Source organism: Actinomadura rudentiformis, assembly GCF_008923185.1.
In the GTDB taxonomy this organism is placed as follows: domain Bacteria; phylum Actinomycetota; class Actinomycetes; order Streptosporangiales; family Streptosporangiaceae; genus Spirillospora; species Spirillospora rudentiformis.
Window position 1 is genome coordinate 14,342 of record NZ_WBMT01000008.1, and the last position, 25,028, is coordinate 39,369.

The window sequence follows — 25,028 nt, forward strand, 5'->3', positions numbered from 1 at the left end:
TGGTTTCCGAACAGGTGGTCGCTGTCGCGGCTACGAGAGCGGCACGTCCGTCAATACGCCATATGCCAGTCGCCGGGTAGTACGGCGCGTACGGCCACTAGAGCTTCGGGATTTCGTGTTCGGACCCAGAGCCATGCGGTGCCGTGGTCGCAGATCAGCACATCACGGTCGTAGAACCACCGGATGGGCGGTCCTTCGGGATTGGCCCACATCGGGTAGTCCGGAATGGGCAGGCGGGAGTAGCGGCGTTCGAGGATGCCGAGATCGGCCTCGCTGGCTTCCCGGTTGTCGTGGTCGTCGTTGTCCGAGGCGAAGAGCGCCTCGTACAGCACCATCTCGATGGAGGCGAGGGAGAATCGGCCGAGGAACGGGCGCCATGGCTCGGGCGCATAGTAGGTGCCGTCGAGCTGGAAGATCACCGGTGGATCGGGCAGACGGAGGTGTTCGACTGGGATGCCCCAGTGCGCGACGCCCTGGTTTTCGTGGCGCCAAACGAGGGCTCGGCCGGTCTCGTCGTAGTGCAGTTGGTCGGGCTTGAGCAGGTAGTCCTGGTTGCTGGTCAGGTCTTCGCGTCGGCCGAACAGCGTCATGACTTCCTTCAATGCCTCGGGCAACTGGACATCGAGCCGTTGTTCGGCTGTGGACAGTTCGTCCTGGCGACAGCCATCGCCATCGGCGATCGGAGTCGACCACTCGGCGGCAAACCTGCGAAGGAAACGCGACGTCTGCGCGCGGTCGCGGCACGCGGCCGTCAGCTCGCCTGCGAGATCGAACTGCTCGGTCATGGCGCTGACCATATGCGGCAATGGCGTGGATTCTCGAGGTCCCGCTCGCTGTCGGCGACCAGCGACCAGTGCGGCCACCGAGGAGATGCCCTCGCACTGGGTCCCAGTCCTGCCGGAGGCGCCTAAAGACCTGCAGGCGTTCGAGTCGCAAGCAGAAAATCCAAATACTGCCCAGGGACATGCTGGATTGATCCGCGCGTAAACGGCGGCCTCAGCCACACAGGTCTCCCGGTGCTGATGCAGTTGGAGTGGTAGCACCGGGAGACAAGCCCGTTACGGCTCAGCGCCGCCGACCTCATGCTCGATGTCGTGCTCGACCTCGTGGCCGACGTCGTGCGGACTGCGGGGAGCGCCTCCGCAGGGCCTCTGCGCCTCCGCATAGCTCTGCGCCTCCGCAGAGCAGCCGAGCCTTGGCGTTCTCCCGCTCGCTTGCCCCGGGCTTGTCCGCAGGCGGCACCAAGGAGTGGATCAGGGCTTGCGGCCGACGCCGCCTGTCATGAAGCGGACGTCGATGGTGCTGGCGTCCAGGACGGGCTCCTCGGGGCGCCACAGCGGGAGGGGGACGAGGCCGGGAGGCAGGATCTCGAGGCCGTCGAAGAAGGTGGCCAGCTCGGCAGGAGTGCGGACGCGGCCGGTGCCGAGCTGCTCCAGGAGCTGCTTCTCCAGTGCGACGGACTCGGGGGCGTCGCCCAGGCGGGTGAAGTTGGTGATGAAGAAGAAGGAGCCACTGGGCATCGCGTCCCGCAGTACCTGGACGATCTGGCCGGGCTTCTCGTCGTCGGCGAGGTGGTGCAGGATGCCGACGAGCATCACGCAGACGGGCTGGTCGAAGTCGATGAGCGCGCGGACCTCCGGACGGCCGAGGAGGTCGCCGGGGTTGCGGATGTCGGCGGTCACCACAGTGGTGTTGGCGTTGTCGGCCAGGATCGCCCGGCCGTGTGCCAGCACGATCGGGTCGATGTCGACGTACACCACGTGCGCCTGCGGGTTGATCTCCTGGGCGACCTCGTGCGTGTTGCGAACGGTCGGCAAACCCGATCCCAGGTCGAGGAACTGGGTGATCCCCTCCTCCGCGGCGAGGTAGCGGACGACGCGGTGCAGAATCGCGCGGTTGTGCAGGGCGATGTCCCGCAGCTCCGGCATGATCGCGAGGCTGGCCTCGGCAACGGCCCGGTCCACCGCGTAGTTGTCCTTGCCGCCGAGCATCACGTCATAGACGCGTGCCGCGGTGGGGACGCCAGTGGGGATCTGCGGGGACGACTCGACCATGTGCACCTCAACGCTCAGGGAGATCTTCCTCCGCATCGTAGCTTCGCGGAGTCGCCCAAAATGCGAAAAACCCTGCGCCACAGGGCTTTTGGCGAACGCCTTTTGGGTCGTCCCCATGTCCGTCATCAGTTCCGAAGTCCATGCGCCGATCGATCCACCCGCGTGGCGGCCAGCGATCGCCGCACGGGCGCGGTCGCTCGGCCGTCCGCTGCAGCGACCAGCCCTCCTCCACCACACACCGGGTCAGCCGCAACCGGCGAGACCGAGTGCCAGGAGCCCTGGCTGGATCGCCATCGGCGCCGTGGGGAGAGGCGGACTCCGCCGCTGAGCGTCGTAGTGCGATTGCTGCCGACTCCTCGTGCGAGCGACACCGGGACGTCCGGTCGGCGCGCGGGGACTGGCAACGGCAAGAAGTTCGGAGAGCCGTTGTCTGGGGTGCTGCTGCCGACGCCACGGGGCAGCGATGCCGAGAAGGGCCGCCCGAACCGACGCGGCAGTCGGCCAGACCTGACCTTGCCGTCGGCGGCGCACCGGATTGGGTCCGGACGAGTCGGAGATCCGGCGCTGGGAGCGAGTCCTCGGCCGTACGGCGCCGACGCCCACCGGACGGGGCGGAACGAGCGGCCGAGGCTGAACGCCCGGTTAGGCTGCCCTGCCTGCCGCAGGCGACGCGGACCGGGGCACCGTGGTCGTGACCATCGAGGATGATGCGGCAGCGCGGATCGCCAGGGTGAGGCGGTCAGTGCTGGTAGGTCCGCCAGAAGTGGTGTCCCTCCAGGGCTTGGGCCACCTCGGAGGCCAGGTCTGGCTCCGCAGTTGCTGCAATGTCGGTCAGGAGTGTTCCGACGGCGGGTTCTCCGAGCCAGCGCTGGAGCTCTTGCTGCTGATCGACGTTGGGGATTCTGTTGATGAGTTCGGCGATGTGGCGGGCCGCGCCGGAGGTTCCCGTTCGCGCCCAGACCTCCAGAGAGGGGCGCAGCCCGAAGCCCATGAACTCGATGATTTCGAGCATCTCCTGGATGGGGACCGGGCTTGGATGGTCGCGGACGGTGGATGCCCACCATGCTTCGACGAAGGCTTGGATCGCGGACTGTTCCTCGTCTGGCCAGTCGCGCCAGACCGCGCCCACCTTGGTCATGAGTGAGGACGGGAAAATCAGTTCACCGACTGCCGCCAGTTCGAGCAGGCGGGGCAAGAAATGCTTGAACTCCTCCATCCCGCCCCAGGTGGACATGGCCTTCCAGGCATACCGGTTCAGGTCTTGGCCGGTGAGGTCGGTCAACCGGGTGGTCCTGATCGCGGCGGCTTCCTCGTCGGTGACGCAGTGCGTGCAGTGGTCCTTGACGTTGGGAACGCGATAGCGGCTGAAGACCCCGTACAACTCGCCGATCGTCTGCTTCAGATCGCTGTCCATGGACCCCTTCCCGGGCCTGGGGCACTGGCCTCGAGCTCCCCGTCCAGGTTCGCGACTGGCTGGGGTGCGCATTGGTCCAGGCGCAGGTGTCGCCGAACCGGTGAACCTGGTTGGAATCTACCGTTCCGTACGAAGGGCGAGGGTGATGAAGATTTCTCTCTGTAACGGTCCACTCGCGCTTCTCACTGTCGGTGGAGCCCTCGAAGTTCTCCAGGAGATGCCGACGGGTTCCATGGATTGCGTGGTCACAAGCCTGCCAATCGCCCACCGGCACGCTGGGCTGCCGCCTCACGGGACCTTGCCGTTGTGTGGCCCGTACTTGCCGAGCTTTGGCGCGTCCTCGCCGCCGACGGCACGGTCTGGCTCCATGTGCCACCTGGTGCCGGTCCCATGTGGTGCGGCGCGGCGGTGGTCGCGATCCAGGACGGCAGAAGCGATGCGTGCGGCATGCCGCACCCGGTTACGACGCTGTTCTGCCAGGAGGGCTGGCGGCTGAGTCGCGTGATCGTTTGGAAGCCTGAATGCCGGAATGAGGAAGGACGTGAATTCTTCCTCGTGCTCACCAAGTGGGGCTCCAATGCCACGTCCGAAGGGTCGCAGTTCCGGCCGGGGTCGGACGGCTGGGCACTGCGGCGGCATCGGCCGGCGCTTGCCGCGAGCCAAGGTTTCGGCAGATGCCTATGCCGAGCCCGCGGTCGTCGGGCAACGGCGACTCGGTGCGTTGACGGGCCCGCGGCGCGGACGGCATGCCGCGGCATGCCACGCGGCGCGCGTTGCACCGTTCGGTCAGCCGGGCCGGCGATCGAGATCTGCACCATGCCGCGACCCCCCTCGTCCGTGCGCCTTTGATCCGTTGCCGGTGGCCGTCGTGCGCCGCATCACTCAACTGGAGGAGGACGACGGCTCCGATCCGGAGTTCCGCCGGAAGGCGCAGGAGCTCTTTGCCGGGCTAAGCGGGGATATTAATGCTGTTCGGAGCGAGATCACCGCAGTCGATCTGGCAGCTGGGGCGAACGATCCCCGGCTGCTGGAGCCAAATCCAAAGCTCTCGGTCGTGGTCACGAAGCTGCCGGAGCCGCTGCTGCGGAAGCTTCTTGGGATCCTCCGGATCCAGATCCGCCACTGCCGGGTCCGCTACGCGGCGATCATCCAGGCCACGGTCAGGGCCGAGACAACCCAGCAGCTCGCGGCCATCCTGGCCGTGGGCAAAACAAAAAGCCGGTCCCCGCGAGGCGGGACCGGCCGGAAAGGAGGCCCAGATGGGCTCAACTTTCGTTTCAGAGGAAGACGTACCCCCTACCGGATTCGAACCGGCGCTACCGCCTTGAAAGGGCGGCGTCCTAGGCCGCTAGACGAAGGGGGCCCTGGTGTGGCAGGCAGGCTGCCACTTGACCATGCCCAGCATAGGGGACAACCAGGCTGGACGCATAAATGGTTATCGGGTTGTCAGGGGTTCGGAGAGCGTGGGGGTGTTGAGCTGGGCCATTGGGTCGGGAAGGTCGGGCTGTTTGGGGGAGTGGTTGGCGGTGTGGTGGACGGGGTCAGGGGGCGGTCTGGCTTGGGTTCCAGGTGGCGTTCTATCTGGGCGGACGTCAGGCCTAGGCCGCCTAGGCGCAGGTCGTCCCAGCCTTGGAGGCGGTGCGTGGCGCGGCTGAAGTAGAGGACGGAGAGTTCGATGGGGGTGGGCTCTTCGTGTTCTAGGCCGCGGAGGCCGGCGCCGCCTGTGGAGCCTTGGATGAAGAGGCGCGTGTTACTGGGGAGGACTTTGGTGGTGCGTTGGTGAGCGTGGCCAGAGAGGGCTAGGGGAGTTAGGCCTGAGAAGCCCTCGGCCTGGGTGGGGTCGTGGATGACGGCTATGTCAGGGGTTGTGCCGGTGGCTCGGAGCTTCTGGGCTTGGGTGGTGCCGAGGGCCCGGAGCTGGTCGGCGCCTACGTTGTCGTCTCGGGTCGTCTTGTCCGGGGTGAAGCGGGGGTCGCCCACGCCGTAGATGCGGAGGCCCTCTACCTCTTGGAGCTTGTCATCCAGGACTACTGCGTTTCGCTGGGCGGCTACGGCGTTCTGGGTTGATTTGGAGTCGTGGTTGCCGCGTACGAAGACGTAGGGGACTTTGAGGCTTGCTATGTCGGCGGCGAAGCGGTCTTCGGGCTTGCTGCCGTGGTCGGTCAGGTCGCCGCTGTCGATGATCAGGTTGACCTGGAACTGGGTGCTCACCGAGCGGATGACGGACCAGGCGGCGGGGTTGAGGTGGATGTCGGAGACGTGGAGGACGCGGATGGTGGAGGGATCTGGTTCGTACGTGGGGAGGGTTGAGGTGGCCGCATAGAGGCGCGAGACGTTCCCTACCAGGCGGGCCAGTTGGGCGCGATAGGCGGAGAAGCGTTCGACGATGCTGCGGGCGTCGCCTACTACCTGGGGCGCGTTGGCCAGGAGGCCGGTGTAGCGGGGCTCAGCCAGGGCTTGGGGGTTGAACGTGGCCCAGGTGAGGAGCGTTAGGGCGACGAGGGTTGTGAGGGTGACGGCCAGGGACGCGAGGGCCTTGCGGAGGGAGCGGAAGACGATCAGGGATGCCAGGAAGGCGAAGGCCAGGGTGAGGGCTAGGGCGCGGAGCAGCATCACTACTACGCCGTGGCGGAGTTCTGTGCCTACTTGGTCAGTGAGTTGGTCTATTTCGTTGTTGGACTCGATCAGCTTGCGGGCTTCCTCCGGGCGGAGGTCTGTGACGCTGGCCTCCAGGGCGATTGGGCCCCAGTGAGTGTCGAGTTGAAGAGCCCCTAGGGGCGGAAACCGGATCGTGGTGCCGCCGGTCCAGGACGGTCGTAGGGCCAGGGAGACGTCGGTCGGGCCGACAGGGGTGACTACGTGGCCACCCAGGGTCAGGCCTAGAAGACCTCCAAGGAGGCCTACGGCGGTGACCAGGAGGATCTGGGTTGTGCGGCGGGCCTTGGGGCCGTTGAGCTTGGAGCCGATCTTGGCGGGGACCGCCAGCAGGCGGCGGAACGTGGCCCGGATGCGGGTCACGGTGCCTCCTTCCGTCGAGCAGAATGATTTCGTGATCGAAATGTCGCGTGAGCGCTTTGAGGACCTGGTCGGTGAGGCCCTCGACACCGTCCCGCCCGAGCTGGCCCGGCAGATGCGGAACATCGTCATCGTCGTTGAGGACGAGTCCCCCGAGCCCGGTCTGCTCGGTCTTTACCAGGGCGTACCCCTGACCGAGCGCGGCGACTGGTACGGAGGTGTGCTGCCCGATCACATTTCGATCTACCGCCACGAGATCCTCGCAATCTGCGAGACGGAGGCGGATGTGGTGGATGAGGTGAGGATCACAGTCGTCCATGAGATCGCCCACCATTTCGGGATCGACGACGACTGGCTTCACAAGCACGGTTACTGACTCAAGGGTTAGGTGTGCCTGCGGGGGCAAAGGGTTTCATCAATTGGGCACGGTAGGTTACATAACTGCCACGCAGCGTGAGTTAATAGGGGGACCACCCGGAGGCGGGTGGACGAACGGAGCGCGAGGCAGATGGGCCGGCATCGGCGTCCCCCGGAGTCACAGGCCACCTACCGCGAGGTCTTCGCGGTAGGTGAGTTCCGTGCCCTGTGGCTTGCCCAGGCTCTCTCGTACGTGGGGGACCAGCTGGCCCAGGTCGCCTTGGCGGTCCTGGTCTACCGGGCGACCGACTCGGCGATGCTCACGGCGCTGACGTACGCGCTGACCTACATACCGCCGATCGTGGGTGGGCCTGTGCTGTCCGGGCTGGCGGATCTCTTTCCGCGACGTAGCGTCATGGTGGTCTGTGACGTCCTGCGCATGGGGCTGATGGGTCTCATGGCCCTCCAGGCGATGCCGTTCTGGGGGTTGTGCGCGGCGGTCTTCCTGACCGTGCTGCTTGGTGCGCCGTTCACGGCGGCGCGTGCGGCGCTGTTGCCGGACGTACTGGACGGCGACAAGTACGTGGCGGGTACGGCGATCAACAACATCACGCACCAGGCGACGCAGATGTTCGGATTCCTGGCCGGTGGCGCGATCGTGGCCGTCGTCGGAACCTACGAGGCGCTGGCGATCAACTCGTTGACCTTCGGCGCGTCCGCGTTGGTGCTGGTGGCGGGGCTGCGGCGGCGTCCCGCGACCAAGGAACGGGAGCAGGACGCGCTGGGCCTCTGGCGCGGGACGCGGGATGGAGCCCGGCTGGTCTTCGGCGACCCGACGTTGCGCTCGCTGGTCTCGTTCGCCTGGCTGTGCGGCTTCTACGTGATTCCTGAGGGGTTGGCCGCGCCCTATGCGGCCACCTTCGGCGGCGGTGCGGTGACCGTGGGGCTGCTGATGTCGGCCATGCCGACCGGCATGGTGATCGGCGCGTTTCTGTTCAGCCGCTTCGTCCGGCCCACCAACCGGATTCGCGTCATGGGCTGGATGTCGATGCTCGCCTGCGCGCCGCTCATCGGCGCCGCGACGCACCCGCCACTGTGGGCGGTGATGATCCTTTGGGCGATGTCGGGCGTCGGCAGTGCCTACCAGCTCGCGGCGAACGCGGCGTTCGTGGCCGCGGTGCCGCCCTCCGGTCGTGGCCAGGCGTTCGGCCTCGCGCAGTCCGGGATCCTCGCCGGGCAGGGCCTGGGCATCCTGATCGCCGGCGCGGCCGTGCAACTGCTCGGCGTCGAGGCCGTGGTCGCCCTGGCCGGCGTCATCGGCCTGTCGGCCGCCGCCATGCTGACCCTGATCTGGAACAAGGTGCGCGGCGGCGTGATCGCCAGCATGCACGACCGGCCCAACATGCGCGCCCCCGGGCCCGACTCCGAGCCCGAGGCTCTCGCCATCGCCGACGGCGCCTCGCCCGACCTCGTCGTCGCCCCCCGCGAGCCGACCGAGGAGCCGGGCCGGTCACACCTCAACGGCCATTCCCGGAACGGAACGAACGGCCACCCCACCGGCGTCCGCCCCCCGGCCCCCGCCCCCTGACCGCCGCTTACTCACTCCAACAACCGCCCATGGCCGCGCCCACCGTTCCGGCTGGTCCCGCAGGCGGCACGGTCGACCGACGTTTGTCCGTTGGGGAGGCGTGTAAATCACCCACCTGCTCAGGACAGCACGCGGTAGGTCACATGCGTGACCAAGCTCGCTGGGCGCGACTTCACCTGCTCCAGTTTCAATGGCGGAACGCCGTCGAACAGCCGCGTTCCGGCGCCGAGCGTGAGCGGCACGATGTGCAGCCGCAGTTCGTCGATCAGGCCGGCGGCGAGGTACTGGTTGATGGTGGTCGCACCGCCTTGGATCGCGACATCGCCGTCCCCGGCCGCATCGCGAGCCTGTGCCAGCGCAGACTCAATTCCGTCGGTGACGAAGTGGTACGTGGTGCCGCCCTCCATCGGCTGCGGGTCACGCGGGTAGTGGGTGAGCACGAAGACCGGGGCGTGATACGGCGGATTGTCGCCCCACCAGCCGTTCCACTGCCGATCCCACTCGCCACGCACTGGGCCGAACATGTTGCGGCCCATGATGAATGCCTTGGCGGCCGTCATCTGGTCGATCTCGGCCCGGTTCTCCTCGGGGGTTTCGACGAACCAAGCATGCAGGTTGTCGCCCCAGCCGTCGCCGCCGTCGTCGCCGAACGGGCGCTCCTCGGTCTGGTTGTGCCCGGCCGAGTACCCGTCGGCCGAGATCGTGATGTCGCAGGTCACCTTGCCCATACGTGTGGTCATTGCTCTGTCCCTCGTGGCGCTCTGCCGTCGCCTTCGCGGTGAACTTGCCGTTAGCTATCAGCATGGGCCATAGACAGTATGACGTCTAATGCCGATTTGGCGTACATCACATTCAGATTTTTGATTTATCCTTTCACCTCCATCTCGGGTCCTGTTTGCGGTGGCTCGTCACGGGTCTGTGGCTCAAGCGGAACGAGAGCTGCACTGCTCCCAACCGTGGGCGAGCCACCACCTGTCCGCCTGGAGCCAGCCACCGGCGTCGTCGGCCGTGGAATCCGGCTGACGCCGGAAGGGTGACTGCTGGCCGGGCGGACCGCCGAAGATCCTCGGACAGTCGACGCGGCGGCCAACGAGCTCGCGGCACAGGTCGGCTCGCATCCACGGCGCCGCCACACGCGTTCGTGCTGAGCACGATCGTGCCGAAGGTGGCTGCCGCCTTGGCCGACGCGTACCCGGGACTCCAGCTGAGCCTGATCGACCAGCACCCGGTCGTGGCGCCCGAACGCCGAGGCCCACTCCGGCTTCACGGTCATCGACCCCGCTGGGAACTAGATCAGGATCATGGCCGCCAAGCCCGAGGACAAGAAGGCGGCCTCTGGCACGCGTGCCCCCACAGTGCGCGAGCGAGCCCGCGCGATGCACCAGTGGCGTACGAACATCACCGCGCACCGGCCTGCGGCGAAATCGACGGCGCACTCGTCTTCCGCCACGCCGACGACGAGGGATTCCGCCTCGTTCACATCGGCGTCGTTGAGTGCGGTCGCCTGCCAGAGCATGAGGGCGCTCTGTTGACAACATTGCCCCGGCAACCGCAAGATCGGCTCATGCTGATCAACCGAAAGGGCAATGCCGCGTAGGCGCCCCTCCGCCCTCAGGGCAACGCCTCACCGCCGGCGCCGTGAGAAGACCCCCGTCATCGACGGCGTACCGCTCAAGGTGGTCCACGAGATCGTTCGTTTGGAACGCACTCGCCTTTGGCCCGGGGCGGTCTCCTCCGCGTACAGGACATGGGTGTCCCTTGCCCACCAATCGCCTTGGCCCGCGTTCTCGCAGATCCCCTGCTGTCCTTGTTGCGGCCCGTTCGACGCGCGGGACACCCTCGAACAAGCCCTGCGCGCCATGTCACCGGCAGCCCGCCGTCACCTGCAAGCGAAGCTCGGCCCGGTGGACGATCTCGTCCGGTCCAGAGCCCTGAACGATCCCTTCGCCGCCCCGGACATGCCCTGGTGGCACCGCCTGCTATGGAGCCGATGAGACCAGCGCCGGAGCCGATCTCGGGCGAGACACAGGTCCGTCGATGGACGACGCTCCCCGAGCGTTACGACCACCTCGACGTCGTGACAACGACCATCGACGCGGATGGCAGGATGATCGCCCTGCTCGCATCGCCGGAATACGGATTCGGCCTGGCCAGGCGACACCGGACGGCGAAGGCGCGCCTGCCGTTCGATGCGATCGTCGTCATCGTTGAAGAACGCGATCATCAGGAGATCGAGCTCAGGAACCTCGACTACCGGTGGCCCAAGGTCGACACGTTCGGCGACGGCCTGATCGTTGTGAACAGCCGGTGCAAGCACCCGAGCAGGCCCAAAGACGTCACGCCCTGGGAAACCGCTTGGCTCGACGGCGCCATCGAGCGGTGGGGCGCGGCCGCTTCGTTGCGGCTGCGGCACTGACCGGCTGGGATGCCTAGGATGCCTGCTGTCTTTTACGGGCCCTCGCTGCTCGATCAGGTGGCGTGGGCCCGTGGTTCGGTTACTTCGGGGTGCGGGTTTTGTTCATCGCGTTCTTGGTCTTCTGGGTGACGTCCTGGAAGACCTCCTGGACCTTGGGGTTTTCCTTGCCCTTCTGGACCAGGTCCTCGGCGATCGAGGAGGGGGCGCCCTCCTCGGGGATCAGGACCCAGGCGACCGCGTAGATCAGGATGCCCGCGCCGCCGAAGATGCTGAAGGCGGCCAGGCCAAGGCGGATGATGTTGGCGTCCACGCCCAGGTACCTGGCGGCGCCGGAGCAGACTCCGGCGATCATCCGGCCCTCACCGGTGCGGCGTAGCTGCTTCGAGTAGGTGCTCTTCTCCATGTCCATGCTTCGATGTTTCCCCACGACGGGGCTTTGCCACATCGGGATTCGCCCTGATTCGACCCTGAGGTCGCCCCTGCCCACCCGCAGGGTGCGGCAGGGCAGGGGCAAGGGTCGTTAGCGGACGACCACGCCGTCGTTCTTGGAGAAGGACTTGTACCAGGTGGCGTTGCCCGCGTACCCGGCGATCCACCAGCCGCTGGTCTTGGCACTGAAGCGCTTGGCGAACTTGCCGTTCTTGGCGGTGGTCACCACCGCGTAGCGCACCCACTTCTGGGTGCCCTTCTTCTTGAAGTAGATCGTGACCTTCTGGCCCTTGAACGGAACGTACATGCCATAGGAGTTGAGGCCCCGCAGTTGCCCGGTCACGCTGATCGCCTTGCCGCGGCGTACGGGAGAGGGGGCGGCGTTGAAACCGGCGAAGTACGTGGCACGCCGGACCTGGAAGGACGCACCCTTCGTGGTCTGGTCGTACTCGGCGTCAGTGGCGACGACCTGGACCTTCCACGTGCCCGCCGCGAAGTAGTGGGAGAGGGCGTCGGAAGCGCGCCAGATCCCGGAGCCCTTCGCGGTCTCCTTGAGGTCGAACCAGAGGGCTCCGCCGTTGCCCCGCGTCGGCTCGGCCGAGGCGTACATCGAAGCGGCGTTGGTGGCGCGCACCTCGAGCGAGATCTTCTGCTCGCTCTTCGCGGTCTGGACGGCGAGCCCCGGCTTGACGGTGATCTTGCCGATGACCGCGGCGTCCGCGTGGGCGGACGTCGGGGCGACAAGGACGAGGCTCGCGGCCGTGGCCGGGGCGAGGGCAGCGATCAAGAGACGCTTCACTGAGGCTCCATGAGAGGTTGGAACGAAGATCGACAAAGAAGAGACGCGGCTCTGTGCCGATGAGTTGCCAGGTCGGACGCACAAAGATCTTTTATAAGCGGGGCACTCGGCGGCTCACCCTGAAGCGTTCCTTAAGTATCCTCCGTAGGAGTATTGATTGGACGCCCGGCGCGGGCCTGGGCAGACTCGTTGTCGCAGGTCACGCGAATCGATGAGGGAGCGGCATGAGAATCGGGATCGTCGGGGCCACCGGCCAGGTGGGTGGCGTCATGCTCAGGATCCTGGCCGAACGCAACTTCCCGGTGGACGAGCTGCGGCTTTTCGCCTCCGCCCGTTCGGCCGGAAAGACCATCCCGTGGCAGGGCGGCGAGGTGACGGTCGAGGACGCGGAGACCGCCGACTTCGCCGGTCTCGACATCGTGCTCTTCTCCGCCGGCAAGACCAGCTCCAAGGCACTGGCGCCCAAGGTGGCCGCCGCCGGTGCCGTGGTGATCGACAACTCGTCCGGGTGGCGGATGGACCCCGAGGTGCCGTTGGTCGTCTCGGAGGTCAACCCCCACGCGGCGGCCGTACGGCCCAAGGGGATCATCGCCAACCCCAACTGCACCACCATGGCGGCCATGCCGGTGTTGCGCCCTCTGCACGAGGAGGCCGGGCTTGAGGCGCTCGTCGTCGCCACGTACCAGGCGGTCTCCGGCAGCGGCCTGAGCGGCGTCGCCGAACTGCACGAGCAGGCCCGCAAGGTCGTGGACGGCGCCGACCGGCTCACCCACGACGGCTCTGCTGTGGACTTCCCGGACCCGCAGGTGTACGTACGCCCGATCGTGTTCAACGTCCTGCCGATGGCGGGCTCGATCGTGGACGACGGGCTGAACGAGACCGACGAGGAGCAGAAGCTCCGCAACGAGAGCCGCAAGATCCTCGATATCCCCGCTCTCAAGGTGTCGGGGACCTGCGTTCGCGTGCCGGTCTTCAGCGGCCACTCGCTCCAGATCAACGCGCGCTTCAGCCGGCCGATCAGCCCCGAGCAGGCGACCGAGCTGCTCTCGACCGCGCCCGGTGTGACACTGTCGGACATCCCCACGCCGCTCCAGGCCGCCGGGCAGGACCCGACGTTCGTCGGCCGCATCCGGCGCGACGAGACGGTCGAGAACGGCCTGGCGCTCTTCTGCTCGGGCGACAACCTCCGCAAGGGCGCGGCCCTCAACGCCGTCCAGATCGCCGAGCTGATCGCCGCCGAACTCGCCACCAGCTGATCCGCAGCTCGCACCGCCCAATCACGCCCGCCGCTCCTGATCCCGTCCGGATCGCCCGGTTTGTGTGACGGCGCCGGAACACGTCCGCGGTCGCTCGATAGTCCGGCGGCGCCCGGCGCTGCCTGTGCGGCTGTGCCGCTCGATCGCTTGGGCTGAGCACCGTCAGGTGAGGGCCTGATCATGCCCGGCAGTGCCGATCCATGGCTGGTGGTGTCGCTGGCGTACGTCTGGTGGCGGTGACTGATCCATGTCAGATGGCATCGGCTCAGGCATGGCGGCGCCCTGGTTGTCCGTCGGCGTCCGGCCCCGGCTGCGTGGCCTGCGGGGCTTGATCGCTTGGCTGAGCACTGTCAGGTGGGAGACCTGATCACGCCTGGCAGCGTCGGCGTAGATGGACCAGGGCGATCAGGGTGCCGTTGCCAGGGGTGACAGGACGGTCGCCGCGCCGCCGATGGCGGCGCGCAGGGCGTCGGCGACGTCCAGGTGATGGCGTTGGCGTGGCTAGGATCGCTTCTGGAGTGCCAGATCATGCCCCTCAGCGCTGATCCATGGCTGGTGGTGTCCCTGGCGCAGGTCTGGTGGCGGTGACTGATCCATGTCGGACGACATCGGCTCAGGCGTGGCGGCGCCCGGTTCGTGGCGTCCCTGAACTGATCACCCTCGGTGTCTGGACTGCATCTGGCAGTAATTGCGCCATGGCCAGCGCTGCCGGCCTCCCGGTGTTGCCCCCGCTGTCGGCGGCCTGTGGCGCCTGGCGGTGGCTTGCGGCGCGTGATGGTGGCTTGCGGCGCCTGACTGGCGCCTGGGCGTGGCGGTTCTTCGTTGCCCAGGCGTGTTGGCGCCGTCCGCTCGGTTCGGGTCAGGCGGAGCGGCTGCCTCGGACCTGGAGGGTGCCCAGGAGGCGGGCGGTGCTTTCCGCGATCTCCTGAACGGCGCGGTCGAACGCCTCGGCGTTGTGGGCGGCGGGGGCGCGGAAGCCAGAGATCTTGCGGACGTACTGGAGCGCGGCGGCCCGCATGTCCTCCTCGGTGACGTCCTCGGTGAACGGCGGGCGAAGCGTCTTGATGCTGCGGCACATGCACCCATTGTCCCCCCTGGGTGATCCATCTGCCTGCTCGCGCAGATCCAATTATCCAGATGTCCACGATCGCCTGGACAAAGGCCTTGAGGGCTCAGGACCGCACGGAGCCGTGTCATCCTGGCCATTCCCCTCACAGCAAGATCGCCCAAGGTACCCCTCTGCGGGAGGGGAGTTCTCTCCTCAAGGAGATCAATTGCGCATCCGAACGATTACCACCACGATCGCGGCGACCGCCGCCGCGGCGAGCACACTTGTCATCGCCAGCCCCGCCGAAGCGGCCGCCAAGCCAAACGTGTCCATCCCCGGCGCGTACGGTTCCTTCGACAAGAAGGGCGACGTCTTCTGCCTGACCGACACCCTCAAGGGCAGCACATACGCCTCGCTGGAGTGGACCACCGGCACGAAGGGCGGCCGCGGCAAGCTCGTCAACAAGAAGGGCTACAAGAAGACGGTCTGCAAGAGCTTCGCGAAGCAGGTGCACGAGCGCAGCGACATCTGGTTCCGGGTCTGGACGCACGCGCGTGGCTCCGGCACTCCGGTCAACCTCTCGGACCTGAAAAAGACGCGCACCAGCTGACGTCAAAGCCCTACTGACAAGGAGACCGAACGCATGAGCCTCCGTACCCGTATCGGCGCAGTCCTCGCCAGCGCCGTGGTCGCCTCCGGCCTGGTCGTCGCCGTTCCCGGCACCGCGAACGCGGGCGCCTATGGCTGCGCCGGCAAGTTCATCAAGTCTTGGCCCGTGCATTCCATGTGGCGGACCCTCGGCGACGTCCGGCTGTACTACAACCCCAAGACGAAGACGAGCTGCGCGGTCGTGGTCAAGCGCAAGGCCTACCGCGACAAGAAGACCAGCATGTCCGTCAGGCTCTACAACCAGACCTGGGCCGGGGACAACTCGAACAAGTACAACGTCGACACCGACTCCGGGAAGTTCAAGCACTACGCCGGGCCGGTGAAGGTCCGCGGCAAGTCCAGCAAGGGCAAGAAGTACAAGGTCACGATCTGGGCGGACATCTCCTACGGCGGTGAGCGCGGCCGCCGCGACGTCAGCGGCGTCTGGTCCCACTGACGCAGGTCATGCCTGTCCTTGTCCTGGACGCCTCGCGAGAACGGCCCGTCCCCGGCGCGGGAGACAGGCCGTTCTCGGCGCGAGGGCCGTCAGGATCTGGTGATCTTGATGTTATCTATGCCTGCCTCGACGAGGCTGCCGCCGCTGGCGTCGGCGGCGTCGACGAGGATGCGGACGGTCTGGCCCGCGTAGGCGGAGATGTTGGCGGTGGCCGTCTGCCAGGAGGCGGAACGGTTGGACGCCGCGCCCGTGGTGTTGAGCACGGTGGTCGAGCCGCTGGAGCCGACGACCCGGACGCGTACGTAGTCGGCACTGGAGGCGTTGTTGAGATGCCCCAGGTACCAGGAGAACGACAGGCTCAGCGTTCCGGTCGGCAGTGTGATCGCACCTGACTGGATGCTGGAGATGCCTCCGTCCAGGTCGTTCTCGCCGACGGATGCACCAGCTGAGGCGCCGGTGACGAGGCTGTTGCTGCCGCCCGCGGCGGCCAGCTGGAGGCTGGTGCCCGAGCTGCTGGTGGCCTGCGCGGCGCCGCGCTCGAACCGTCCGGCTGTGGCGGTGTCGGAGCTGGAGGGGTTGGCGGTCCAGCCCTTGTCGGTCTCCAGATCGTCGGTGTAGACGGTCTCGCCGGGCGGCTGGCCCGTTCCGGCGAGGTTCCACACCGCGTACGCGAGCGCGTCGCCGTGACGGTCGAGGGTGGTGTCGTTGATGTTCGCGGTGGTGTCGCAGGACCGGTGGTAGCAGCGGTCGAACGCCTGTCCGGCGGTGCCGCCCCACAGCTGGGCCTGGGCCGAGCTCTTGATCCCTTCGGCTCCGGTGAACATGCCGCCGGCCGCGATCCCGTAGCGGATGAAGCCGCCGTAGTCCGAACGACCGTCGAACGCGGTGTCCCGCACCGGCACGTTGATCGAGGTGAAGTACGCGCGGAACGTGTTCTCGATCTCGGCGGAGCCGGCCGGGCCGCCGCTGCCGCTGGAGCCGTCGCCGTCATAGGAGAAGTAGCCCGGGTTGGGCGACCCGACCATGTCGTAGTTCAGATAGCCCTTGATCTTCGCGCGCTCCGTGGCGCCCAGGTTGTTGGTGTAGTAGTTGGACCCGATGAGGCCCAGTTCCTCGGCGCCCCACCAGCCGAACCGCAGGTGCTTGGCGGGCTGGAAGTTCTCCCGGGCCACCGCGAGGGCGACTTCGAGAACGGCGGCCGAGCCGGAGCCGTTGTCGTTGATGCCGGGTCCGGCGCTCACGCTGTCCAGGTGGGAACCGGACATGAGCACCTGGTTGGGGTCCCCCCCGGGCCAGTCGGCGATGAGGTTGTAGCCGGTGGCGCCGTTGGAGGTGAACGACTGGATGGTGGTCGTGTAGCCGGCCGCGTCCAACCTGCCCTTCACGTAGTCGAGCGAGGCCCGGTAGCCCGGACGCCCGTGGGCCCGGTTGCCGCCGTTGTTCGTCGCGATGGTCTGGAACTGGTTCAGATGGGCCTTGAGGTTGGCGAGCGGGATGTCCGGCGCAGCCGCCGCCTTGGCGGATCCGGCCTGCGCGATCAACCTGGCTCGCGCGGCTTGTGCAACTTGTGCGGCTTGCGCGGTCTGTGCGGCTTGCGCGGCCGCCGTCTGGGCGGACGGGGCGGACGTGGTCGCTGCGGCGGCGCCGCTGAAGAGGGTGGCGAGGGTCAGGGTGACCGCCCCCGCGGTCGCTAGTACGCGCGATCTCATGCGTTCCTCCGAGTTGTCCGAGGGGGATGCCGGCTCGTGGCGGAGCCACCTGGGGAGGTGGTGCGCCTGGAAGGGGGGCCATGGGCGTGCGACCCGCCACGAGCCGGCGGCCATGGGGCGATCAGGACTTGGTGATCCTTACGTTGTCTATGCCCGCCTCGACGAGGCTGGCACCACTGGCGTCGGCGGCGTCGACGAGGATGCGGACGGTCTGGCCCGCGTAGGCGGAGATGTCGGCCGTTGCGGTCGCCCACGTGGCGGAACGGTTGGACGCTGCACCCGTGGTGTTGAGCACGGTGGTCGAGCCGCTGGAGCCAACGACCCGGACGCGTACGTAGTCGGCACTGGAGGCGTTGTTGAGATGCCCCAGGTACCAGGAGAACGACAGGCTCAGCGTCCCGGCCGGCAGCGTGATCGCCCCTGACTGGATGCTCGAGACGCCGCCGTCGAGGTCGTTGGCGCCCGCGGCCGTTCCGGCCTGGAGACCGGTGGCCAGGGAGTTGCTGCCACCGGCGGGCGCGAGTTGCAGGTTGGTGCCCGAGTAGGTCGTGGCCTGCGCGGTGCCGCGCGACCACTGACCGGCGGTGGCGGTGTCCGAGCTGGACGGGTTGGCCGTCCAGCCGGTGCTGCTCTCGAAGTCGTCTGAGTAGACCGTGGCCGGTCCGCCCGTGCCGACGGTGAGCGTGTACGTGGCCGTACGGTCGACGCTGGCGCCGTCACCGAGGACCGTGATCGTGTACGTGCCGTTCGCGGTGCCGGCGGGCACGTTGACCGTCATCGTGGACGACTGCCCCGAGGTCACCGAGGCAGGGGAGAACGAGACGGTCGGGCCGCCCGGGCTGCTGGTGGCCGACAGTGCCACGGCCTGAGCGCTGCCCGCGGTCGTGGCCGTGGTGACCGTCGCGGTCGTCGAGCCACCGGCCTGCGCGCTTCCGGAGCCCGGGTTCAGCGAGATCGAGAAGTCGTTCTGCTGCGTTCCGCACGCCGCCTCACCGGACTGCGCGGGGACGCTGACCGCCGCCCACGCCGCCTTGACCGCGTTGCACTCGGTCGCGGAGCCCGGGTAGAGCTGCAGCGCCGCGTTGATCGTCTCGATCCGCGCCCGCGCGTGGCTCCATGCCGTGACCTTGCGGTTCAGGCCGCCCATGAAGATGGCGCCGGCCTTCTGCACGCCGATGCCGGTGACGGTCGAGTTGTTGCAGGTCGGGCTGCTCGGCTTGCCGCCGCCCGGATTCGAGCCCTCGGCCAGCAGGTAGAACCAGTGGTTCTGCGGACCGGCGGCCGCGTGCACCTCGGTGCTCGGGATCGAAGAGGAGTAGCAGTTGGGGTCGCCTTCGGCGGACGGGTTGTACATGTTGCGGATCTCGCCGCTGCCGACCAGGTCGACCTCCTCGCCGACCAGGTAGTCCGGCGGGTCGAGGCTGGCGGGCTCGTTCATGTAGAACTCGGTCAGCGCGCCGAAGATGTCGCCGGCCGACTCGTTCAGGCCGCCCTTCTCGTTCCCGCTACCGCCGCTGGAGCCGCCAGGGGTGGTCTGGAAGATGGCGTGGCCGTACTCGTGAGCGACGACGTCGGTCGGGGTGACCTGCTTCGTGCCGGCCTGGTTGCGGCCGAAGCTGGTGTAACTGCCGTTCCAGAACGCGTTCGCCTGGTTGAGCCCGACGCGCGCCGGGAAGCCGCCGCCGGTGCCGTTGATGCCGTTGCGCCCCAGCCAGGCGCCCAGCATGTCCCATTCCTTCTGCACGGCGTAGAGGGCGTCGACGCAGGCGGTCTCCAGGTTGGTGCCGCTTCCGTTGCCCCACGCGCTGTCGGGACCGGTGAACGTGGCGCCGTTCTGGCCGCCGCAGCGGATGCCGGAACGGGTCGGGTCCGACATCTCGGTCGCCGCGGTGCTGACGTCGATGGTGCCGTGGTAGTGGCTCACGTCGTCGGCGACGTCCGCGACCTCGTCCCAGGTCTGGACGACCTTGCCGGTCTTCGCGTCCACGAAGACGTGCAGCTTGGTCGGCGCCTTCTTCTGCAGGCCCTCGACGACCGTCTCGTACGCCAGCCGGCCGGAGCCTTCGGCGATCACGGTCAGACGCGGCGTGCTCGCCGAGGTCACCTTCGTGATCTGGGCGCGCGAGGTCTTGGCGGCCTGCGTGGCCGACACCGTGGCCTTGGTACCGACGTTGAGCTTCTGGCGCTGGGCGACCGAGGTGCTCAGCACCGCACCGGTGGAGTTGGTCGTCACCACGAAGTCGCCGCCGTACACCGGCAGCCCGTTGTAGGTGCGCTCGTACGCGACGTACTGCAGGCCGTTGAGGCCCGAGACGACGGACTTGCGGACGATCCTGTCCTTGGAGGCCTTGCGGAAGGCGGTCGGCTTGGCGACGACGATCCGGTCGGCGGAGGCCGCGGCGACCTGCTTGGGGTCGGGCTTGGCCGAGAGGGTGACGGTGGGGGCCGTGCCGGGCGAAGCGTGGACGGGCGCGGACATGGCCACGGCGAGACCGGCGGCGGTGACGGCCGCCGGCCAGAGCGCGGTCAAACGTCTCACAGACTGCTCCTTCTACGGGCCGGGCAGGGGCGGCCCTCGGAGGTCCTTGTGGGAACGCTCCGCGAGACTTCGGCGACCGCCCGGCAAGGGCTGGAGGAGATTCCCGCAGGGGTGTGCAGCGCGGATGCGGCCAAGCGGGGGACGGCCGCATCCGCGAGCACCCGTGGCGGGAGCGGGTGCTCGGCGCGAGGATCGGAACCCGCACCACACAGGGGGAGGGACAGGGGATAACGAGCGGTTCATCCGGATGAGCTGTCGAGAAGTGCACCCCGTGCGCCGCTTCGCGTCAACGCATCCATGTCCTACTGGATTTTCAACTTTTGTGAAAAATTCTCTGAATAGCCTGAATCTGTGGCCTGAACAGCGAGAACGACCGCGCCATCAGGGCCGGAGGGCCGTGATGACGCGGTCGCTGAGGGTGCTGGTGAACGGCGAGATCGTTCCCGGCGTGACGTCAGGACGATCTGTCAGTGGCTCATGACGTCTCGCCGGGTGCGATTCGACGGCAGAGCCAGGCGAGGGCCAAGGGATAGCGGTAGTCGATACCGCCGTGCGCCGCGTCGAACAGCTCGAAGTGGATCACGTCCTCCTTGACCCCGGCGTCGAGCAGCGCCTGCCGGAACGCCTGCGCGGCCACGTCGAGGTACCACTCGTCGCGGGTGCCGCCGTCGATCCAGATCGCCCGCTGGGAGAGCATCGCGTCGGCGTGGCGCGGCACCATCCGGACCGGGTCCAGGTCGAGCCACCGCTGCCAGACCTCCGGCCGGAGCACACCCGTGACCGTGTCGAACGGCAACTCCAGGGACCCGTCCTCGCGGGCCGTGTAGGAGGCGGTGTAGCCGAGGACTTCGAGCAGCTTCCCGTCCTCCTCCTTGGTGAACGACACCCGCGACTTGAAGTCGTTCCACCAGTTCATGATGTCGCCCTCGTACGCGCGCAGGTGGCGCACGACGTCGCCGAAGTCGCTCATGTAGCAGTACTCGAACAGGGCGTCGCCGGCGTGCGTGGCCAGCGCGCCGAACAGGTCGGGCCGCAACATCGGCGTGATCATCGCGCCGTAACCACCGCTGGACTTGCCGCTGATCGCCCGGTGGTCGCGGTCGGCGAGCGTCCGGTAGCGCGCGTCCACCCACGGCACGATCTCGTCGCAGATGTACGAGTGGTAGCGGCCGGTGCCGGGCGAATCCAGGTACTGGCTGCCGCCGTACGAGGTCCACGCGTCGACGTACACCATGATCGCGGGAGGCGCCTCGCCGCGTGCGAACACGGCGTCCGCGAGCTCCGGGAAGGGCTGCCGGAAGGGCATGCGGTTGCGCCACATCTCCACGTGGCCGGTGAAACCCTGGATCACGTACACCGTGGGATAGCGGCGTTCCGGGTCGTCGTCGTACCCCGGCGGCACGTACACCCAGAGCGGCCGCTCGTGCGGGTCGCCCAGCGGGTTGTCGCGCAACAGGTCACTGCTGAACAGGTGTTCGTCGAGGCGTCCGGCGAACTCGGTGGACCACGGCAGCATGCGTTCTCCTTTGTTTCGTCGGTATTTGCCAGTATCGCCAGAGGTAAACGATCACTAGGTTGAGACGACATGAGAACGCGCTGGATGGTCCCCGCCCTAGCCATCGCCCTCGCCGCCACGCTGCCCTCGGGCGTCGCCAACGCGGCCTCCCCGACCGCCAAGCCCGGCAGCCAGGCCGCACCGGCCAAGCCCTGGCATCCCGGCAAGGTGCGATGCGAATTCATCCCGACGCCGGAGAACCCCGCCGCCAAGCCCGTCCGGCCGCCCCGGCCCTGGGCGAAGAAGCGCGGCACCGTCGAGGTGACGCTCAAGACGAACTTCGGCGACATCAAGATCAGGATGGACCGCCGGGCGACGCCCTGCACGGTGCACAACTTCGTCAGCCTCGCCCGGCAGCGGTTCTACAACCGGACGCAGTGCTGGCGGCTGACCAACTCCGCGCGGCTGGGCGTGCTGCAGTGCGGTGACATCTACCGTGCGGAGGAGGGCGGGCCGGGCTACAAGTTCGACGACGAGCTCACCGGCAAGGAGACCTACCCGCGCGGCACCGTGGCGATGGGCAACTGGGGTCCCGACACCAACAGCAGCCAGTTCTTCATGGTGCACTCGCACGCCAACATCCCGCCCGCGTACACCGTGTTCGGCCGGGTCACCAAGGGCCTGCACGTGCTCGACAGGATCGTCGCGGGCGGGATCATCCCCGGCCCGACCAACCCACAGGACGGGCAGCCCAAGCACCCGGTCAAGATCCACAAGGTGCTCGTCCGTCACTGACCGCCCGGCTCCCGGCTCTCGAATCCGGCTCCCGCAGCCCAGGCCGCGACCTGGGCGCGGGAGCCGAACCCAAGCTTCGCCAGGATGTTCGCCACATGCCGGCTCGCCGTCCCCGGACTGATCACCAGCTCCGCGGCGATCTGCCGGTTGGTCAGCCCCCGTCCGATCAGCCCCACCACCTCCCGCTCGCGCGGCGTAAGCGTGCTGGGCGGCAACACGTCCTTGACCGAACGCGGAACAGCCCCACCCCGCAACCCACCCATCTCCACGCCGCCCCCTACGCCCACGCCTCCCGCCCCCGCTTCAACGCCTACGCCTGCATCGGCATCCGCGCCCGCCCCAGCCCCTGCGCCTATGCCTACGCCCGTGCCTGCGCCTGCTTCTGCGCCCGCGCCTATGTCTGCGCCCGCGCCTATGTCTGCGCCCGCGCCTATGTCTGCGCCCGTGCCTGCGCCTGCGCCAGCTTCTGCGCTTGCGCTGGCATCCGCGCCCGCTTCTGCACACACGGCCGCGCCTGCGACCGCATCCGTGTTCCCGCTTGCCTCCGCTCCTGCGCCTCCGCTTATGCCTGCACCCGCTTCTGCGCCTATGCCCGCGCCCGCGCTGGCATCCGCGCCGGCACTCGCCCCCGCCCTTGCGCCCACATCCGCTCCTGCACCCGCATCTGTGCTCGCGCCGCCTGTAGCCGCACCCCTCGCCCCCGCATCCACGCCGCCCGCGTCCACATTCACGTCTGCGGCTGCATTCACACCCGCGCCCGCGTCTACGCTCGCGTTGGCTCCCGCGTCCACCTCTACGTTCGCGCCTGTCCCTGTATCCAGGGCCACGCCTGGCTTCGCTGCCGCTGCCGTGTCCACGTTCACTGGCTGGTCGCCGATGGCGTAGGCGATCGCGGTTTCGGTCGTCATCGCGTGGCCCTCGGACCACAGGCGCGTCACCGCTGGAGCGCCGATGCGCGCTCGGACGCCGTTCAGCCAGGTCTCGCGGCGCGCTCCGGATGATGGCGACGGTGGCACGCCGGTGGATGCCCACACCCCGCCCGACGCCCCGGCGATCCGCACGGCGCGGAAGGTGTCCCCGGAACGCTCCGCCAGCGTGGCGAAGAGCTCCAGCACGCGCGCGACGCCGATCCGCTGGCCGGTGAGGTCGGTGAGCACCAGGCTCTCGGCCAGGTGCCGGCGGGCCAGGTTCAGGTCGCCGAGGTCGAGGGCGGCCGCGCCGATCCCGGCGAGGCAGCGGGCCCGCTGTGTCCTGAAGTCGCCCAGGTAGGTCGCGATCGTGTGCGCCTCGCGGTAGTAACGCATCGCCCGTTCGAAGTCGCCCTGGCCGTGCGCGACGACGCCGAGGCCCACCAGCGTCGTGGCCGCGATGCCGTAATGCTCAAGACTCCGGAAGATCTCCAGGCTTGCCTCGTGCAGCCGTCCCGCTTCGCGGAGTTGCCCACGGCGCACCGCGAGCGAGCCCAGCGCGGACAGCGCGAGCGCCTCGTTGAACGGATCGTCGCCGTGGGCGCGCTGCCGGATCTCCTTGAGCCGCCGTTCCGCCTGGTCCTGGTTCCCGCGACGCACGTCGATGCGGGCGAGCACGGCCAGCGTCCCGTTGACACCCGGCCGGTCACGCAGGGACCTGAAGAGGTCCAGCCCCTCGCTCGCGTGAGCGGTGGCCAGGTCCATCTCGCCTTGCTCATACACGATCTCGCTGTACGCCCTGCACGCGGCGGCCCTTACCTCCGGACGGGGGTTCGCGGGTAGTGCGAAGAATCGCTCGAACCATGACCGGCCCTCGGCGAACCGGCCCTGGATCAGCCAGATCCACCGCAGCGCCGCGCACAACCGCAGTCCGGCCTCGACATCGCCCGCCGCCGCGGATGCCCGGAGCGCGGCGCGGAAATTGTCCAGGTCGGCGTTCACGGCACGGAACGCGTCGAGCCGCTGCTCCCAGGTCACGTCCGTGGCGCGCCAGCCGGTCCATTCGTGGCGTTCGGCCACCTCCACCATGTGGTCTCGATGCCGCGTCACGATCAGGGGCCCCTCCTGGGCCTCCGCCAAGCGTTCGGCCGCGTAGTGCCGGATCGTCTCCAGGAGCCGGTAGCGCGGAACGCCGCTCTTCTCTTCCGGGACGACCAGGGACTTGGCCACCAGATCACCGAGCACGTGCAGCACGTCGATCGTGCCGTCGGCGCAGACCGCTTCGGCGGCCTCCAGCGTCCATCCGCCCGCGAAGACGGAAAGCCGCCTCAGCAGCACCCGTTCGTCCGGGCCGAGCAGATCGTGGCTCCAGTCGACCGTGGCGCGGAGCGTGCGCTGCCGGGCGGCGACCGTACGGCTTCCGTGGACGAGGAGGCGGAATCGTTCGTCCAGCCGGTCGGCGATCTGTTCGACGGTGAGGAACGCGACGCGTGCGGCGGCCAGTTCCAGTGCCAGCGGCAGCCCGTCCAGGCCGCGGGCCAGCCGTACGAGCTGGGGTGCGTTCCCGGGATGGAGGCCGAAGCCGGGCCGCGCAGCCGCCGCCCGATCGGTGAACAGCTGGACGGCGGCGTGCCGTCCGATCTGGTCGGGATCGGTGGCCGACTCGGCGGGGAGGTCCAGCGGCGGCACCCGCCACACCACCTCGCCGGGGATGCGGAGCGGCTCCCTGCTGGTGGCCAGCACGCGCAGGCCCGCGCACCCGTGCAGCAGGCTCTCGGTGAACGAGGCGCACGCGTCGATCAGGTGCTCGCAGTTGTCGAGGACGAGCAGCAGCTCGCGCGAGTGAAGCGCTGCCAGGAGGGTCGCCTCCAGAGGGAGGCCGGGTTCCTCGGTCACCCCGACCGCGGCGGCGACCGTCTGCGGGATCATCGCTGGATCGGTCACGTCGGCCAGTGGGACCAGCCACGCCCCGTCGGCGAACCTGCCGGCGACCTCGGCCGCGAGACTCCGAGCCAGCCGTGTCTTGCCGATGCCCCCGACCCCGCTCAGCGTGACGCACCGTTCGCCGGACAGGAGCGCGGCCAGCTCAGCCATGTCCCGC

21 protein-coding genes and 1 tRNA gene are annotated in these 25,028 nt (G+C 68.2%); 8 read left to right on the forward strand and 14 right to left on the reverse strand.

The window, feature by feature from the left end:
- Positions 1-50: 50 nt before the first annotated feature.
- The 5 genes from F8566_RS17680 to F8566_RS17705 all read right to left on the reverse strand — a co-directional run bounded on the left by F8566_RS17680 (position 51) and on the right by F8566_RS17705 (position 6,486).
- On the reverse strand, positions 51-785 hold the full coding sequence (locus F8566_RS17680) for a hypothetical protein (protein ID WP_151561365.1): 735 nt from the start codon (positions 783-785) through the stop codon (positions 51-53).
- A 468-nt stretch (positions 786-1,253) separates the two neighbouring features.
- A complete protein-coding gene (locus F8566_RS17685; protein ID WP_151561765.1) occupies positions 1,254-2,054 on the reverse strand; it encodes an SAM-dependent methyltransferase in 801 nt (266 codons plus the stop codon).
- A gap of 739 nt (positions 2,055-2,793) precedes the next feature.
- Entirely contained in the window at positions 2,794-3,468 is a 675-nt protein-coding gene (locus F8566_RS17695) for a hypothetical protein (protein ID WP_151561366.1), read from the reverse strand.
- Between the two features lie 1,290 nt (positions 3,469-4,758).
- A tRNA-Glu gene (locus F8566_RS17700) sits at positions 4,759-4,831 on the reverse strand.
- A gap of 83 nt (positions 4,832-4,914) precedes the next feature.
- The gene (locus tag F8566_RS17705) at positions 4,915-6,486 is read right to left on the reverse strand and encodes a metallophosphoesterase family protein (protein WP_225993282.1); all 1,572 of its coding nucleotides are present in this window, start codon (positions 6,484-6,486) and stop codon (positions 4,915-4,917) included.
- Positions 6,487-6,517: 31 nt separating this feature from the next.
- Here F8566_RS17705 and F8566_RS17710 point away from each other — a divergent pair, with 31 nt between their 5' ends.
- Together F8566_RS17710 and F8566_RS17715 are read left to right on the forward strand one after the other, a co-directional pair.
- Complete coding sequence (locus tag F8566_RS17710) at positions 6,518-6,859, forward strand: metallopeptidase family protein (protein ID WP_151561367.1); 342 nt, start codon at positions 6,518-6,520, stop codon at positions 6,857-6,859.
- A 132-nt stretch (positions 6,860-6,991) separates the two neighbouring features.
- Positions 6,992-8,428 (forward strand): MFS transporter, encoded by a 1,437-nt coding sequence (locus tag F8566_RS17715; RefSeq protein WP_151561368.1) that lies wholly within the window; start codon positions 6,992-6,994, stop codon positions 8,426-8,428.
- Positions 8,429-8,547: 119 nt separating this feature from the next.
- Here the strand turns inward: F8566_RS17715 and F8566_RS17720 are convergent, their stop codons facing one another.
- Positions 8,548-9,168, reverse strand: a complete 621-nt coding sequence (locus tag F8566_RS17720; protein ID WP_151561369.1) for a dihydrofolate reductase family protein — start codon at positions 9,166-9,168, stop codon at positions 8,548-8,550.
- A gap of 151 nt (positions 9,169-9,319) precedes the next feature.
- On the opposite strand from F8566_RS17720, the gene F8566_RS52970 reads away from it, so the two are divergent.
- Positions 9,320-9,451 (forward strand): helix-turn-helix domain-containing protein, encoded by a 132-nt coding sequence (locus F8566_RS52970; protein ID WP_404800317.1) that lies wholly within the window; start codon positions 9,320-9,322, stop codon positions 9,449-9,451.
- Between the two features lie 265 nt (positions 9,452-9,716).
- On the opposite strand, the gene F8566_RS51270 is transcribed toward F8566_RS52970, so the two are convergent.
- Positions 9,717-9,944, reverse strand: a complete 228-nt coding sequence (locus F8566_RS51270) for a hypothetical protein (protein WP_225993284.1) — start codon at positions 9,942-9,944, stop codon at positions 9,717-9,719.
- Positions 9,945-10,535: 591 nt separating this feature from the next.
- On the opposite strand from F8566_RS51270, the gene F8566_RS17730 reads away from it, so the two are divergent.
- A complete protein-coding gene (locus F8566_RS17730; RefSeq protein WP_151561370.1) occupies positions 10,536-10,844 on the forward strand; it encodes a hypothetical protein in 309 nt (102 codons plus the stop codon).
- Positions 10,845-10,923: 79 nt separating this feature from the next.
- On the opposite strand, the gene F8566_RS17735 is transcribed toward F8566_RS17730, so the two are convergent.
- Together F8566_RS17735 and F8566_RS17740 are read right to left on the reverse strand one after the other, a co-directional pair.
- Entirely contained in the window at positions 10,924-11,253 is a 330-nt protein-coding gene (locus F8566_RS17735; protein WP_151561371.1) for a PspC domain-containing protein, read from the reverse strand.
- Between the two features lie 111 nt (positions 11,254-11,364).
- Positions 11,365-12,072, reverse strand: coding sequence for a hypothetical protein (locus F8566_RS17740; protein ID WP_151561372.1), 708 nt, complete (start codon positions 12,070-12,072; stop codon positions 11,365-11,367).
- A 224-nt stretch (positions 12,073-12,296) separates the two neighbouring features.
- Here F8566_RS17740 and F8566_RS17745 point away from each other — a divergent pair, with 224 nt between their 5' ends.
- Positions 12,297-13,328, forward strand: a complete 1,032-nt coding sequence (locus tag F8566_RS17745) for an aspartate-semialdehyde dehydrogenase (RefSeq protein ID WP_151561373.1) — start codon at positions 12,297-12,299, stop codon at positions 13,326-13,328.
- A gap of 859 nt (positions 13,329-14,187) precedes the next feature.
- Here the strand turns inward: F8566_RS17745 and F8566_RS17750 are convergent.
- The gene (locus tag F8566_RS17750) at positions 14,188-14,406 is read right to left on the reverse strand and encodes a DUF2277 domain-containing protein (protein WP_151561374.1); all 219 of its coding nucleotides are present in this window, start codon (positions 14,404-14,406) and stop codon (positions 14,188-14,190) included.
- 196 nt (positions 14,407-14,602) lie between these two features.
- On the opposite strand from F8566_RS17750, the gene F8566_RS17755 reads away from it, so the two are divergent.
- Complete coding sequence (locus tag F8566_RS17755) at positions 14,603-14,986, forward strand: hypothetical protein (protein ID WP_151561375.1); 384 nt, start codon at positions 14,603-14,605, stop codon at positions 14,984-14,986.
- 33 nt (positions 14,987-15,019) lie between these two features.
- Complete coding sequence (locus tag F8566_RS17760) at positions 15,020-15,481, forward strand: hypothetical protein (RefSeq protein WP_151561376.1); 462 nt, start codon at positions 15,020-15,022, stop codon at positions 15,479-15,481.
- A gap of 89 nt (positions 15,482-15,570) precedes the next feature.
- Here the strand turns inward: F8566_RS17760 and F8566_RS17765 are convergent, their stop codons facing one another.
- The 3 genes from F8566_RS17765 to F8566_RS17775 form a co-directional block, all read right to left on the reverse strand.
- Complete coding sequence (locus tag F8566_RS17765) at positions 15,571-17,190, reverse strand: M28 family peptidase (RefSeq protein WP_151561377.1); 1,620 nt, start codon at positions 17,188-17,190, stop codon at positions 15,571-15,573.
- Between the two features lie 121 nt (positions 17,191-17,311).
- Positions 17,312-19,729: a M4 family metallopeptidase gene (locus F8566_RS17770; RefSeq protein WP_225993285.1), complete on the reverse strand. Its 2,418-nt coding sequence runs from the start codon at positions 19,727-19,729 to the stop codon at positions 17,312-17,314.
- Positions 19,730-20,204: 475 nt separating this feature from the next.
- On the reverse strand, positions 20,205-21,245 hold the full coding sequence (locus F8566_RS17775; protein WP_151561378.1) for an alpha/beta hydrolase: 1,041 nt from the start codon (positions 21,243-21,245) through the stop codon (positions 20,205-20,207).
- 69 nt (positions 21,246-21,314) lie between these two features.
- Between F8566_RS17775 and F8566_RS17780 the strand changes: the two genes are divergently transcribed.
- Complete coding sequence (locus tag F8566_RS17780) at positions 21,315-22,019, forward strand: peptidylprolyl isomerase (protein WP_151561379.1); 705 nt, start codon at positions 21,315-21,317, stop codon at positions 22,017-22,019.
- Here the strand turns inward: F8566_RS17780 and F8566_RS17785 are convergent.
- On the reverse strand, positions 22,013-25,021 hold the full coding sequence (locus F8566_RS17785) for a helix-turn-helix transcriptional regulator (protein WP_151561380.1): 3,009 nt from the start codon (positions 25,019-25,021) through the stop codon (positions 22,013-22,015). The two genes, F8566_RS17780 and F8566_RS17785, sit on opposite strands and share 7 nt — an antisense overlap.
- Positions 25,022-25,028: the final 7 nt, after the last annotated feature.